The sequence below is a fragment of the Neisseria sp. 27098_8_139 genome, assembly GCF_041433195.1.
In the GTDB taxonomy this organism is placed as follows: Bacteria; Pseudomonadota; Gammaproteobacteria; order Burkholderiales; family Neisseriaceae; genus Neisseria; species Neisseria subflava.
Genome location: NZ_JAPWBA010000005.1, coordinates 41,930 through 56,314 on the forward strand (window position 1 = coordinate 41,930; position 14,385 = coordinate 56,314).

At 58.2% G+C, this 14,385-nt stretch carries 13 protein-coding genes; 8 read left to right on the forward strand and 5 right to left on the reverse strand.

The window, feature by feature from the left end; genetic code table 11:
* Positions 1 to 63: 63 nt before the first annotated feature.
* The 5 genes from leuS to O3660_RS06875 all read right to left on the reverse strand — a co-directional run bounded on the left by leuS (position 64) and on the right by O3660_RS06875 (position 8,783).
* Entirely contained in the window at positions 64 to 2,694 is a 2,631-nt protein-coding gene (gene leuS, locus O3660_RS06855) for a leucine--tRNA ligase (protein WP_049350869.1), read from the reverse strand.
* Between the two features lie 298 nt (positions 2,695 to 2,992).
* Entirely contained in the window at positions 2,993 to 3,721 is a 729-nt protein-coding gene (locus O3660_RS06860) for a DUF4400 domain-containing protein (RefSeq protein ID WP_371464723.1), read from the reverse strand.
* Positions 3,714 to 5,765, reverse strand: coding sequence for a type IV conjugative transfer system coupling protein TraD (gene traD, locus O3660_RS06865; protein WP_371464724.1), 2,052 nt, complete (start codon positions 5,763 to 5,765; stop codon positions 3,714 to 3,716). The genes O3660_RS06860 and traD overlap by 8 nt, the downstream gene beginning before the upstream one ends.
* A 1-nt stretch (position 5,766) precedes the next feature.
* On the reverse strand, positions 5,767 to 8,355 hold the full coding sequence (gene mobH / locus O3660_RS06870) for a MobH family relaxase (protein WP_371464725.1): 2,589 nt from the start codon (positions 8,353 to 8,355) through the stop codon (positions 5,767 to 5,769).
* A complete protein-coding gene (locus tag O3660_RS06875; protein ID WP_371464726.1) occupies positions 8,346 to 8,783 on the reverse strand; it encodes a hypothetical protein in 438 nt (145 codons plus the stop codon). The genes mobH and O3660_RS06875 overlap by 10 nt, the downstream gene beginning before the upstream one ends.
* Positions 8,784 to 8,806: 23 nt before the next feature.
* Between O3660_RS06875 and O3660_RS06880 the strand changes: the two genes are divergently transcribed.
* The 8 genes from O3660_RS06880 to O3660_RS06915 all read left to right on the forward strand — a co-directional run bounded on the left by O3660_RS06880 (position 8,807) and on the right by O3660_RS06915 (position 14,385).
* A complete protein-coding gene (locus tag O3660_RS06880) occupies positions 8,807 to 9,241 on the forward strand; it encodes a hypothetical protein (RefSeq protein WP_371464727.1) in 435 nt (144 codons plus the stop codon).
* Positions 9,242 to 9,519: 278 nt separating this feature from the next.
* Positions 9,520 to 10,821: a GspE/PulE family protein gene (locus tag O3660_RS06885; RefSeq protein ID WP_371464728.1), complete on the forward strand. Its 1,302-nt coding sequence runs from the start codon at positions 9,520 to 9,522 to the stop codon at positions 10,819 to 10,821.
* Entirely contained in the window at positions 10,818 to 11,489 is a 672-nt protein-coding gene (locus tag O3660_RS06890) for a DsbA family protein (RefSeq protein WP_371464730.1), read from the forward strand. The genes O3660_RS06885 and O3660_RS06890 overlap by 4 nt, the downstream gene beginning before the upstream one ends.
* The gene (locus O3660_RS06895) at positions 11,464 to 11,970 is read left to right on the forward strand and encodes a hypothetical protein (protein ID WP_325197263.1); all 507 of its coding nucleotides are present in this window, start codon (positions 11,464 to 11,466) and stop codon (positions 11,968 to 11,970) included. The genes O3660_RS06890 and O3660_RS06895 overlap by 26 nt, the downstream gene beginning before the upstream one ends.
* Positions 11,882 to 12,358 carry an OmpA family protein gene (locus O3660_RS06900; protein ID WP_371464774.1) on the forward strand — a complete coding sequence of 159 codons (477 nt, stop codon included), beginning with the start codon at positions 11,882 to 11,884 and terminating at the stop codon, positions 12,356 to 12,358. Before O3660_RS06895 ends, O3660_RS06900 begins: the two co-directional genes overlap by 89 nt.
* Positions 12,355 to 12,669, forward strand: a complete 315-nt coding sequence (locus O3660_RS06905; protein ID WP_371464731.1) for a type IV conjugative transfer system protein TraL — start codon at positions 12,355 to 12,357, stop codon at positions 12,667 to 12,669. Before O3660_RS06900 ends, O3660_RS06905 begins: the two co-directional genes overlap by 4 nt.
* Entirely contained in the window at positions 12,669 to 13,556 is an 888-nt protein-coding gene (locus O3660_RS06910; protein ID WP_371464733.1) for a TraE/TraK family type IV conjugative transfer system protein, read from the forward strand. Before O3660_RS06905 ends, O3660_RS06910 begins: the two co-directional genes overlap by 1 nt.
* Before the next feature lie 10 nt (positions 13,557 to 13,566).
* A complete protein-coding gene (locus tag O3660_RS06915; protein ID WP_371464734.1) occupies positions 13,567 to 14,385 on the forward strand; it encodes a type-F conjugative transfer system secretin TraK in 819 nt (272 codons plus the stop codon).

The window sequence follows — 14,385 nt, forward strand, 5'->3', positions numbered from 1 at the left end:
AAGGCCGTCTGAAAACCAAGTTTCAGACGGCCTTTATCCGTATGGCTAAACCTTAAAAGCGGTTTAGACGACGATATTTACCAAGCGTCCGGGAACGACGATGATTTTCTTGGCAGGCTTGCCTTCCATGAATTTCACCGCGCCTTCGGTGGCGAGTGCGGCGGCTTCGAGGTCGGCTTTGGATGCGTCGGCGGCAACGGTGATTTTGCCGCGCAGTTTGCCGTTGACTTGAACCATGACTTCGATTTCGGATTTGACCAGGGCGGCTTCGTCGACTGTCGGCCAGCCTGCTTCCCAAAGTTTCGCGCCATTCAATTCGCTCCACAGGGTTTCGCAGATGTGCGGCACGATGGGCCACAACAGGCGTACGGCGGTTTCCAATACTTCTTGGGCGACGGCGCGGCCTTGTTCGCTGCCGGTGTCGGTTTTGTCGTATTGGTTGAGCAGTTCCATCACGGCGGCGATGGCGGTGTTGAACTGCTGGCGGCGGCCGTAGTCGTCGCTGACTTTGGCGGTGGTGGCGTGCAGTTTGTGGCGCAGGTCTTTGAGTTCTTTAGACAAACCGTCTTGATTGCCTGCAAACGCTTTGACCGCGCCGCCTTGCTTCAGGTATTCGTAAACGGTGCGCCACAGACGGCGCAGGAAGCGGTGCGCGCCTTCGACGCCGCTGTCGCTCCATTCGAGGGACTGTTCGGGCGGTGCGGCAAACATCATGAACAGGCGGGCGGTGTCCGCGCCGTAGGCGTTAATCAGTTCTTGCGGATCGACGCCGTTGTTTTTGGATTTGGACATTTTTTCCGTGCCGCTGATGACGACGGGCAGTCCGTCGGCTTTGAGGACGGCGGAAACGGGGCGGCCTTTGTCGTCGAAAGTCAGCTCGACATCGGCGGGGTTGATCCAGTCTTTGCTGCCGTTGGCGTTTTCGCGGTAGTAGGTTTCGCAGACGACCATGCCTTGCGTGAGCAGGCGTTCAAACGGTTCGTCAACATTAACCAAGCCTTCGTCGCGCATCAGTTTGGTGAAGAAGCGCGCGTATAAGAGGTGCAGAATCGCGTGTTCGATACCGCCGATGTATTGGTCGACCGAGCCCCAGTATTTCGCGGCTTCAGCCGATACCATGCCTTCTGCGAACTTGGGCGACATGTAGCGGAAGAAATACCAGCTTGATTCCATGAAGGTGTCCATGGTGTCGGTTTCGCGTTTCGCTGCGCCGCCGCAGCATGGGCAGGTGGTTTCGTAAAACTCGGGCATTTTTGCCAGCGGCGAACCCATGCCGTCGGGTACGACGTTTTCAGGCAAAACGACCGGCAGTTGGTCGGCTGGGACAGGTACGTCGCCGCATTTTTCGCAATGGACAATGGGAATCGGGCAGCCCCAGTAGCGCTGGCGCGAAATACCCCAGTCGCGCAGGCGGTATTGGGTTTTCGGTTCGCCTGCGCCTTGGCTTTGCAGCTTGGCGGCGATGGCGTCGAAGGCCGTCTGAAAATTCATGCCGTCCAAGTCGCCGCTGTTGACCAAGACGCCGTTTTCTTTGTCGCCGTACCATTCTTGCCATTGGTCTGCGTCGAATGCGTTGTCGCCGACGGCAATGACTTGTTTTTTCAGCAGATTGTATTTGGTGGCGAACTCGAAATCACGTTCGTCGTGTGCCGGAACCGCCATCACTGCGCCGTCGCCGTAGCCCCACAATACATAGTTGGCAATCCACACTTCCAGCTTGTCGCCGTTGAGCGGGTTGACGACGTAGCGGCCAGTCGGCACGCCTTTTTTCTCCATCGTCGCCATATCGGCTTCGGCAACCGAGCCGGCTTTGCATTCGGCGATAAATGCCTGCAATTCGGGTTTGTCGGCGGCTGCGGCGGTTGCCAGCGGATGCTCGGCGGCAACGGCGACATAAGTCGCGCCCATCAGCGTGTCGGGACGGGTGGTATAAACTTGCAGGAACTTCGCGTAATTGCCTTCCAAACCTTGTTTACTGTCGTCTGAAACAGCAAAGCGCACGGTCATACCGCGAGATTTACCGATCCAGTTGCGCTGCATGGTTTTGACTTGTTCCGGCCAGTGTTCCAGCTTGTCCAAATCGTTGAGCAGCTCTTCAGCGTAATCCGTGATTTTGAAGTAATACATCGGGATTTCGCGTTTTTCGATCAACGCGCCGGAACGCCAGCCGCGCCCGTCGATGACTTGCTCGTTGGCCAATACGGTTTGGTCGACAGGGTCCCAGTTTACCGTGCCGTTTTTGCGGTAGACGATGCCTTTTTCAAACAGCTTGGTAAACAGCCATTGTTCCCAGCGGTAGTATTCGGGTTTGCAGGTGGCGACTTCGCGCTCCCAGTCAATCGCAAAACCCAGGCTTTTGAGCTGGATTTTCATGTATTCGATGTTGTCGTAGGTCCAAGCGGCGGGGGCGACGTTGTTTTTCATCGCCGCGTTTTCCGCAGGCATACCGAACGCGTCCCAACCCATAGGCTGCATGACGTTGAAGCCGTTTAAGAGTTTGAAGCGGCTCAATACGTCGCCGATGGTGTAGTTGCGCACATGCCCCATGTGCAGCTTGCCGCTGGGGTAGGGGAACATGGAGAGGCAGTAGTATTTGGGTTTGGAAGCGTCTTCGGAGACGTTGAAAATACGGGCGTCGTCCCATTTTTTCTGCGCCGCAGGCTCGATGGCGGCGGGCTGATATTGTTCTTGCATGATGTTTCGCTTTATAAAAAGGCGTTGGAAAATAAAGTCAAACGCAGATTATAGCGGATTCAGAAGCGGATTGCTTGTGTCGTAACATCATGTCAAACCGCTTTGGCATTGTTGTTTCCCGTTTGTTTTGACATGGAAGAACGCAAACAATCAAAAGGCCGTCTGAAAACAGGGTTTCTGTGAGTTGGGCTAGATACTCGCCCCCAAGGAATAGAATTGAAGAATTTTTGAGAATACCGTAAGCAGAAAATTCACGGCAGGGAGAGATTAACTCAAATTATCGATTGCTGCAAGAATGTTATAGGTATTTTTTCAAAAACTTCGCTTGGAGGTAGATCATGGCTTCCAATGCACCGACGGGCAGCATCAGCCATAGGGGAGAAGTCGCGGTCGGCCATGACAGGTAGGCTAGAAGACCGGCAGACAGAATGCCGGTGCGCCAGTATTTTGCCCGGTGGTAGATGCCCGCGCTTTCGCGTGAGGCGTTTTCCTGACGGATGCGCCGTTGGACGAAGCCGTCGATCAGTGCAGGGATAGCAAGATAGAGAGCGAATAGAGCGAAGAATACTGCGTTGCCCAGCCGTAGCGAGATGATACGCAAGGCTTGGTCAAAGCGTTCAAGATGGCGACGGTTGGGTTCGAGAAAGCGTTCTTTAACGGTATAGCCGAAATCATCTGCTTCTGCTGAGAGCAGGTAGTTGATCGGAATCCAGTCGTAAAGGACGGTGGAGAGTGCCTGATAGGTGGCACGACTGGCAGTAAGGTTAAAGCCGGTTTCGCTGCTTTCCGCGCTTCCGCCGTCTTTCTGCGTCCACTGCTGCCACAGGCTGCGACTGCCCATGCGAGTGGTGGCGGTCAGTTCCTGTTCCAGCAGGTCGTTTTGGTGGAAGTAGCTTTGCAGCAAAATTGAACTGCCGAACAGAATGAGTACCGCCCAGCCTAGGATTTTCAGCCATCTGACTGGGGCGGTCAGAAAGCGCAGCAGCAGGGATTCTGCCATAAAGTCCTGTTGTGGTTTCTTAGCCATAGTGTCGTCCTTCGACAAACAATTCTTCTTTGTCGTTTTCCGGTTTGCGGCTTAGGCGGACGGTTTCCCTCATCTGACTGGCCATTTCGGCAAGATTGTCGGGTACGCCGCTATTTGGGTCGGGCAGCGGGAGCGGCAGGCGCAGTTTGTACAGATTGCCCCCTTCCAAAAGGGCGAATGCCTGCCCTTTGGGCAGCGAGGTCAAGTCGGCGGGCATCAGCGTCGGTACGGTTTCGCTGCTCAGGCGGTCTTCGTTGCTGCTGGTAAAGTCTTCGTAGCCTTCGGGGCTGGCGATGTCGCCTGCGCCGGAAACCAGCGTGCCGGTTACCACCCGCACATCGGGAAGCTGGGAGGTCAGCATTTTGGCGGTGGATTCCAGTTTGACGCGCAGCATAATCATGGTGTTGAAGTTGCCGCCCATCTGTTCGGCTTTGGCTTTGGAGCCGATTTTGGCTTCCACGTCCGACCAAGTCTGGGTGTAGGCGGTAACCTGATAGCCTGCGCCGCCGGCTTTGTTGAGCATGGGGATAAATTCGTTGCCGATCAGTTCGTTGAACTCGTCGGCATGAATGGCGATTTTGCGCTTGCCGGTTGCGCCGGATTGGCCGTAGCCGTGTCCGTGTTTGTAAATCTGCCCTGCCAGCGATGTGAGGTCGGCAAACATGGCGTTGCCTACGGCGGCCGCCACTTCGGCATCGGTCAGCGCGTCAAGTCCGACATACACCACCGCGTTCTGCTCCATCACTTTGCGCCAGTCCATAATCGGGCGCGTGTCGTCCAGATTTTCAAAATCGGGGCTGATCAGTTCCACTACTTTGCCGCTGGTCAGTTTTTCCAGCAGCGGATACAGCGAGCTGACCAGCTTTTCAAAATAGCTGCGCTCGTTACCCAAAATGCCGGCCACCGCATCGCTTAGAGCATTGTTCAGTTTTTTGCGTTTGAGAAACTGCGACAGTTTCACTGCTTCTATACTGCGGCCGGTCTTACCGACCTGCTGCATCTCCGCTTTGGACAGCTCAAACTCTTCAAACTCATCTTTCCAGCCGGAGCATTCCTTATCCAGCACCGACGCAAAATATTGCGCCGCCAAATCATCGACATTAACCGCACAGCGATAAATCAGGATATAGCTTGGTTTGATGGACAACGCCTCCATCATCTTGCCCAGCACATTGACAAACCGCCAGACAAAATCGCGGAAAGCTGCCGACTGCCCTTCGTCGGGCAGGTTGTTGGCGATACGGGTCGCCACCTCCGTGATGCGGGTAAAGTCGCCAATGGGGTTGTAGCGGCAGGATTGCTCGGGAAAGCCGAGATGGAACATATAAAACGGCCGTCCTGCCTTGCGGGCGGCGGCATACATCGCCAGCATCAGGTCGGCATCGCCCTTGGGATCGAAGGTAATGACCGTATCGCCGCGCATAATGTCTTGGTTAATCAAAATCTCCGCCAGACGGGTTTTGCCGACGCGGGTCGTGCCCAGCACGATGGTGTGTCCGACCCGCTCGCCCAGCGGAAACCAGATGTCCGATTCATACGGCTCCACCCCGTGCAGTTCGGGTTTGCCGCCCACCGGTGGCAGCGGCGCAACAGGATTCCACCATGCCTGCGCCGAAGTTTTGCGGGTCAGCCACGAGATGCCGGACGTATCGGTTTCCTTCTGCCTTGCCCAGCGGTACAACCGCCCCGGTTCAAGCAGTTTTTCGTTTTCAGGCAGCCTTGCCATCAGGAGACGCTGGGTGTGGGTCTGCGTCCATTTGAAACCTTTGCCGAGAAACAAGGCTTTGTCCGACACCGGTATCTGCGCCGGTGTCATGGCATAAAACGACAGCCGGCTCAGGTTGCGGCGGTAATGGCGGATACGCAGCCCCTGCTTGGCACGCAGGGCAGACAAGGCCAGCAGCACCGGTGCGCTCAAAGCGACGGCGGCAGGCGGCACAGGCAGGAACACCGTGCCCAGCGCAGCCGACAGATAGGCAGCGGACGAGACCAGCTCATGCGGTTTGCGGTACACGTTTTCCGGCGGACGGATGGTAATGCCCATATCAGGACTCCTTCGCAGCGTCCGAAGCCAGACCCGCATCGAGCAGGTCGCCTTCGGCGATGGTAATGTCGGGATTGTTCGGCGGGCGGCTGTCGGCGCGGATAATGTGGTACAGGTTTTCTTCGGGTACCAGATAGCAGTAGAACAGCCGCTTTCTGCTACCTTTGGCGGTTTCAACGTTGAACAGCGCGGTGCGCTTGCTGCGTTTGTGCAGTTTCAGGGCGACAAAGCCGCGCTGCGCCCGCACGCCTGGGCAGTTTTCGTCGTTTTTGTTGAACACGCCGCCCGCGTAGTCGCGAAAGATGGCGGGGGAAACCAGCAGCATGCCCTGCGCGACAAAATGCACTGGTGCACCGCTTTGGTTGACGACGATGCTGCCGTCCGCCAAGCCATCGGCCAGCCACATCCAGAAATGGCGGCCGTCCTGCTGCTGGCGCAGACGGGTTTCTGCGAGCGCGTCGGCAGCATTCGTGCCGTTTTCAGTATTTTCAGGCTGCCTTTCAGACGGTTTTTCAGACGGCTTCTGCGCCGTTTCAGGCTGCCCTGCGGTATTTTCAGACGGCCTTTCAGGCTGCCTGTCCTCTTCTGTGATAAACGGCGGTGGCACGGCGGCATCGGGGTTCTGCACTTTGACCGGACGCGGCGAGCGTGGCGGCTTGGCAGTGCGCTCGGCTTGGATTTCGGTTAATCCGGCAGCGGCATCTTGCTGCGGCGGCAGGCTGTCCGCGCCGTCGTCAAACAGTTTTTGTAACACTTTCAAACCCGCCGCGCTGTTGGCCTGCGGTTTTTTTGGTTTTGGAGAAGGACGGTTTGCTGCCCCAGTATCCTGCTTTTCCGGCCTTTTGGGGGCGGTTTCAGACGGTTTCTGTGTATTTTCAGACGGCCTTTCAGGCTGTCCTGCCGCTGCCTGCTGTGCAGCGGCGGTTTCGTTTTCTGCCCCAGTTTCTTCATCGTCATCAAGCAGACCGTGTTTGGCCAGCAGTGCGTCAATGCCGCCGGAAGTGTCGGCAAGGTTGTTTGCGTTTTCAGGCTGCCCTGCGGGTAGTTTTTCAGACGGCCTGTGTGTGTTTTCAGGCTGCCTTTGTGCTTCGCGGTATTCGGACAAATCTTCGGCGGCAGCCATAAAGCGTGCCTGCGGTGCGGACGCTGCCTCAGTTTCGTTGCCAATTCGGTTTTCTGTTTCCGTGTCCTGACGCTTGCGCGGCGGGGGCGGAATATCGGCGGGAATAATGATTTCGGCTGCCTGCGGCGCGGTCTCTGCCTCAGTTTCCTGCGCTGCGGTGTCGGCCCTGTCCTGCCGTTGGGCGGGGCTTTGGTCGCTGCTGACGTTCAGACTGCCTGCGAACTCGGCGGGGTAGTTGCCGTCGGGGTACAGGGTTTCCAGTTTGAAAGCGAGCATGGTAAAACGCTGGCTGCGCGTTTCGCCGTCGCTGCGCGTAAAGGCAATATCGACGGCGGTAACAGCGCGGCGTTCGTCGGCGGGATTGGGTAGCACCGCGCCGTATTCCAGCAAGGTGTCAAAGACGCGCTGGTTATCGGAGGGAAAGGACGGTGCGGCGGGGTGTTTGGTCTGCTTCAGAAACTCGCGGATGCGGTCGGGGACGTGTTTGGACACCATGTACACCGTGCCGCCTTGCCGAAACAGGTCGCCTCCGGCGGAGGACGCGGTGCTGAACCAGCGGCCGCGTTCGGCGAGCATTTCAACCAGGGTTTCCATCACGGTTTCAATCAGCGGCGTGCGTCTGGCGGTGGCGAAACGCTGACGGGAACCGCTTTTCAGGTCGCGGGCGGTGGAAGCCATGTCGGCCTTGCGGATAATGTCGGCAAACGGGCTGCCTTCGTGCTGCCCGCTCAGATACTGCCTCAGCACGGGCAGCAGTTTCGGGTCGTCCGCAGCCAGCCAGCGGCGTACGGAAGCGGGCACGATGGCGGCAAAAAACGTCCACGCCAGTTCGGTATGCAGGGTGTAGGGTGCTTTGTGTTCGGGAAAGGACACGCGGTACCAGCGGCCGCCGTTTTGTGCCATATTACCCGCATCGGGCAGCCACAAACTGCCCTGCGTATCTTCGGCGTGCTCAAACAGTTCCACGTTTACGCCGGTCAGGGTTTTGCCGATGTCGTGCAACAGCGCAGCGGTCAGAATGCCGAAACGCCACGGCGCACCCAAGCGGGCAATATCTTCGGTTTTCGCACCAGGCGGCCAGCTGCGGGCGGCAGCTGCGGTCAGCGCGAGCACGGCAACGTCAAGCGTGTGGCGCACCAGCCCGCCGTCGCCCGCGTGGTGGTGCGATTCGGAAGCGGGCAGCCGCTGCACGAAAGCAATGTAAGCATACAGCGTCGGCAGCGCGTCGCGCCGCCAGTTTTCGTCGGACAGCCCAAGGTTGGCCTTAATGTTGGCCAGCACCGGTTCCAGTTTGAGCAGGCGGACGAGTTCCTCCGCTTCCAGCACGCGCAGCCTGCCGTTGGCGGTATCGGGCAGGCGTTCGCGGGTTTGGACGGCGGCGGGCGGGTGTTTTTCGGGGTGGTAGAAGAAATAGAGCAGAATCAGAATGACGGCGGCGGCAGCGGCCGCAGACCACGTCAACGGCATAATGCGCCCCCTGTTGCAGCGGCCAGAAGCCAAGATGCTGCCTCAGCTTCATCGGCATGGGAGACGGACAACTGCGCCAGTTCGGACACGGCGGTGCGGGCGCAGAAGGCGGAAAAAGGTTCGTGCAGGCTGTTCCAGTGTACAGTGCGTCCTGCGGCCGTACCGCAGGCATGCCAGTAGAAACCGTCAAACTCGGCAGCCAGTACCTGTGCCAGTATCCGGTCGCTGCTGTCGGCAGGGAGCGCGTCCAAAAGGGCAGCAGTTTGCGCCACCAGCACACTGCTGCTGTCTGCTTCGCCGAGCGTCAGCTGCTCCATAAAGCCGCCGCACTGCGCGATGCGGTAGGCCAGCACCGCCGGCCACAGCGGCGAAACGCCATGCAGACGCTCGATGCTGCGGTGCAGTTGCATAAAGTGTTCTGGTTGCATGGCGTTTCGGCTCCGTCGGACAAATGTCGCGAGTATTTCGGACAAAAACGCGCACAGGCAAGCAACAAAGTGAAAAACGGTTTTTTTGCATTGTTGCTTGCGTTTTCAGGCTGCCTATGCTTCGGCTTTATGGCGTTTTAAAGGCTTGTTATTCAAAGAATAACAAGCCTTTTGCCTTTAACGCCTTTTGGCATTTGCCCTTAAATCCTTTTTCCTTTGACCTTTGGGCTGTTCCCTTTGCCTTTGGGGCTGTTGAAAAAAAGCGGGATGCGTGCTTTAAGCATCCCGCTTTTTGGCTTTTGGATAATCGCCCTTACCCTTGCTTTATTACGGTAAAACAAAGCATTAACGGTTTTGAAAATGCACTGCGGCAAACAGGCGAACCGCGCAATATGCAGGAAAATGCTCTGTATTGTCAAGCAACAAAGGAAATCGGACTTTTTTCTTTTGTTGCGTGATTTTTCATGATGTTTTGTGAACAATGGTTATTGAGTGCGGCAGGACTGCCTGCCGCGAATCGCCAACCGAGGCAGCCGGGTAAGGATGGGGGCATCTCAAACCGAAAGCCTGTCAAAAAACTGTCAAACAATCCGTCCGGCCGCGTATTTTCCGGTTCGGGCAGTCAGCACATTCGTGCGCCGCAATATATTGAGAAGTATTGCGTCAGCAGTGCCATCGCACCGCACTGCCGACTGTCCGAACCCGAAAGTATGCCCGCCGGCATTTTGGGGAAACCATGCACGATACCGCCGACACCGACGAACCCGCCTCCCTCTCACTGCTGTTGCAGGACGAGGGCAAAGCCTTTGATTTGGGCGTGGCGGCACGTTTTATTTCCACCTCGAACGGCGACAAGCCGGTGGTGGATTTTTTGAACTGGGTGTTTCCCTATGCCGCATCGGTCAAAGCGTCCGACATCCATTTCCGCGATCAGGAAAACGGCTGCATGGTCAGGCTGCGCGGCCGCGATATGGCCTTGTCCGACCGCTGGCTGTTCAGCCGCGCCGCCTCGCAGGAGGTGGACGAGAAAATCCGTGCCAAGTGCCGCATCGGCAACAGCGACCGCGAATCGCCGCAGGATGGCTCGTTCTGGCTGCTGGATCAGACCAATCAGACAATGGTGGACGTGCGGGTCAGCATTCTGCCCAACCGCTACGGCCAAAGCACGGTATGCCGCATTCTGAATCAGGAAAACGCGCATTTCGGACTGGATGCCGTCCATATGCCCGATACCGTGCGCTGCGCCTTGGAAAAGGTGCTGTCCATGCACGAAGGTCTGATTTTGTGCTGCGGCCCGACTGGCTCGGGCAAATCGTACACACTCAACGCCTGTCTCAATCATGTCAACCGTCCCGACATCCACGTCTGCACCGCCGAAGACCCGGTGGAATATCCGGTTAAAGGCGCGAACCAAATCAGCATTCATCCGGTTTACCGCCCGTTTTCCAAAGTTATCCGCAGCTTTATGCGCCACGACCCCGATGTGATTCTGGTCGGCGAGGTGCGCGACGGCGAAACCGCCGAAATGGCGGTCAATGCCGCCAATACCGGCCATCTGGTGCTGACCACCATTCATGCCAACGACGCGCCGCTGTCGCTGTACCGGCTGATGGGGCTGGGCGTGGAAGGCTATATGCTTGCCGATGTGCTGCTGGCCTTTTTTTCGCAGCGGCTGCTTAACCGGCTGTGTCCGCACTGTCGCGAAGCAATCACGCTTTCCGAGGCGGAACAACCGCCGTCCCGCTTTTTTCAGGCTGCCTGCTACCGCCGCAATCCAAACGGGTGCGACAACTGCCGCTCGGGCTATACGGGGCGGATTCCGGTCATCGAGTTCGCCCTCAATTCGCCGCAGGTGCGCCAAGCCCTGCTGGCACACGACATGGCGGCGGTACGCGAAGCCCTGTACGCGCAGCCGCAATACCGCACGCTGACCGAAGCTGCGCTGGAAATGTCGGCGCAGGGGCTGGTTGATTTTGACGATGCCTGCGCCATCGGCAGCATGGTAGTGGATAAGCTGTTATCAGGAGAACAACCGTGAACCGCCGCCGTTTTCTGACTGCATTTGCCGCATTGTCCGCCTCGCTGGCAGCGCGGGCAGACAACCCGTTTGCTCTGCCGGAAAACAGCGGGGCGTTACCCGAACAGTCCGCCAAGCCGGATATTGTCAAACCCTATCTGGCGGTCGGCCCTTATGCTGACGACCGGTTCCGCGTGTTCATGTTTATGAGCTACGAATGCCCCTACTGCGAACAGACGTGGTACGGCATGGGCGAATGGGGGCGCACGCTGCCCGAGCCGTTTCGCTTTGTGTATGTGCCGCTCTATACCGGTAACAAACGGCTGGACGCGGCGGCCACCGGTTTCTACATCGTACGCAGCCTTGCGCCGCAGCGGATTGCCGAATATCAGCGGCTGGCCTTTGAAGCGGCAAAAACGGCACGCAGCAGTGCCGATTTTGCCCAAGTGCTGCACCGCATGGGGTTTTCCCGCAGCCAAATCGACGCCGCAGCTGCCGACAAACAGACGCAGAACCGGATAGCACGGGCAATGCTGTTGGTGCGCCGCTACCGCGTTACCGCCACGCCGTTTTTCGCCGTCGGCGGCCGCTACACCACTCACGCCGGCTTTACCGGCGGCGACTACCGCGTGCTGGTACAGCTGATGAACGGGCTGGTATCCGATGTGTTGCAGAGTACGCACCGCTAGGTGTCTGACCGCAGCACTGCCTGTGCTGTGGGCATTGTGGCTGTGGACGGCACCGTTGCCGCCCTTGTGTCCGCTGCCCCAGCAGGAAAACCTGCGCTACGGCAGCGCGGACATTCGCAATCCGGCAGAGGCAGCATGGTCTTTTGCCATCAGTGCGGGGCAGTTGCCCCAGTGTTTCGGCAGCCTGAAACCCGCCGCACGCGACGGCTGGACGGTGTATGCGGCACAGATGCTGCGCCCCCATGCCTACCGCACGTTTGATGCGTGGCGTAAGGCGTATGCGGTTTTACTGCTGCTGTTTTCAGGCTGCCTGATCCGGTGGCTGAGGGTAACAGACAAGAAAGGGAAATATGGCCAAAACAATTCTGACGGCGGTGCTTTCAGGCTGCCTGATGGCGGCGTGCACGAGCACACCGCCGCCCGAACCGCCGCTTGCACGGCGCACCGAAATCGTGGTGCTGAAACGCACCGGATACAGTGATGCCGCTATTTTGGACGAAGAGGAAGGCAGCTATTTCTGGCTGCCGCAGGCGGTCAGCCCTGCGGGCATTGCCTTGTCTTTTCAGACGGCCTCAGGAGAGCACAAGGTGCTGCACACGGTGTACTTCCGCACCGATTCGGCCGTCTTGTCCGCGTATGAAAAACAGGCACTGCGGCGTGCCGCCCCGATGCTGCGGCAGCAGGGCGTAACTCTTTCCGGCTATGCCGACCCGCGTGCCGGAGTGGAATACAACAACCGACTGGCCGCCCGTCGCGCCGAGAGCGTGGCGCGTTATCTGGACGGATTGGGCGTAAGGGTCAACCGCCGCTGCATTTTCGGCGAAACCCGTCTGCCCGACAGCGATTTATGCGAATGGAGAACACAATGAGCGACAACAACCGTGCCGTCGTTTTTCCCGAATACGTCGATACCCTGCCCCAGTTTCTGTTTTTAGAATCGGACGATATTTCGGTGTTTATCGTCGGCTTGATGATTGGGGTGGTGCTGCAATACGCGCTGCGCACGGCATTTGGCATGCTGGCAGGAATTGCGCTGGGGGCATGGATGTCCTACCAGTATGTCAAATTCAAGCGCAACACCCTGCCGGGTACCATGATGCACATGCTGTACGCGCTGACGGGTTTGTTCGTGCTGAACAAACGCTTTGCCAACGGGCTGATTAAAAGGGTGGACAACTGATGCAGTGGCCGACATTCAAAACCACCTTCCGCAAGGCTCTGGAAAACAACACGATACTCGGACTGATTGCCATCGGTCTGCTGATTATGAACATCGTGCAGGCGGTCAGTCTGGCGCGAATGCGCGAACGGGTGGTGCTGAAACCGCCCAGCGAACTGCCCGAGCAGGCGGTTATCGGCTGGGACAGCGCATCGCAGAACTATCTCAACTCGTTTGCTGCCTACATTGTCGGCACTATGTCTTCCGCCACGCCGGGGACGGTGGACTTTATCGGCCGCAACATGGAACCGCTGTTTGATCCGAAGGTGTGGCAGCTGGTCAAACCGCAGCTTTTGGCCATCAAGAGCAATCCGAACTACATCGGTGTCAATCCGGTCAGCAATTTCACACCGGAGGGCAACATTATTTTTGAAGCCAAGAGCCGCAAAATCTTTATTCCCGGCACACTGGTTTCGTCTGCTTACAGCAAGGGCGGCATGACCCGGCTGGGACAGGTGGCGGTTACCTACGAATTGCAGATGGAAGTGGTCGGCGGACTGCCGCGCGTAACTTCTTGGTACGTCTATCCGGGCGAGCCGCACACCTTCGCCTGGGCCGACCGCTACCCCGACAAGGCGGAAAAAGAAGCGGCAGACCGCAGGGCGCAGATTCAGATTGTGCCGCAGGTGCCCGAAAGCGAGATTGCCTTCCCGCAGGCACCGTCGGCAAGCGTACCCGCCTCCGCACCTGTGCCGCAAAGGCAGCCTGAAAATACACAAAACCCGCTTGGAGCAGACCCTTTTGCCGGACAGGCGGCACCTGCCGCATCCGTGCCTGCCACACTGCCGCCCGATGCTTCCGTCGTGCAGCCGCCGCCCGCACCCAACGACAACCCCGATGTTTTGTAGGAGCCGTTTTATGAACCCACGTTTGTCCCGCCTCTGTATCGCGTGCCTCCTGCTGTGCGCGGCCGCCGCCCGTGCGGACGAAGCCGTGCAGGCTTCGGACTATGCCCGCCGCCGCGTCGTGCAGGTAACCGCGCCCGTCGGCGGCGCAGCCCGTGCTGCGGTTGGAGGCATACAGGAAGGACGGATAAACGGCGTGCATGCCGTTGTCTCTTCCTATGGCGAAAACCACCGCGTACCGGTGTCGCGCCGCCATCCGAATATCATCAACACGCCTTTTGCCCGTGCACACGCCGTCGGTCTGAAAACCCATTATGACCTCGGCTCCAACGGCTCGGCGATTCTGGTTACTCCGAAAACCGACAAACCGTTTTTCGTATCCATTACCGATGCCGACAACCCGACCGGCATGCCCATTTCGCTGACGCTGGTTCCCTCCGCCAAGCTGGATTCGCAGACCATTACCGTGTCGCTCGGCGGCAGGCAGGGTGCGGGGGCGGCGACACCGTCGGGTGGGTTTCCGCAGCAGCTGGCCGCCGTTATCCGCGACATCGTGATGCTGAAAACCCCTGTCGGTTACAGCGTGCGCCCGCTGCACCGCAGCTTTTCAATGGCTTCGGGCATGAGCGTGTCGCCCGTCGAACGGTACAGCGGCAACGAGTTTGATATTTTCCGCTACCGCCTGAAAAACACCACCGGCCGCACCCAAACGCTGGCCGAAGAAATGTTCGGCGCAAACGAGCGGGTGGTGGCAGTGGCCTTCTACCCGAAAATCCAAGTGCGACCGGGTGAGAGCACCGACGTGCTGATTATGGTCGGCAGGGGGCGTTAG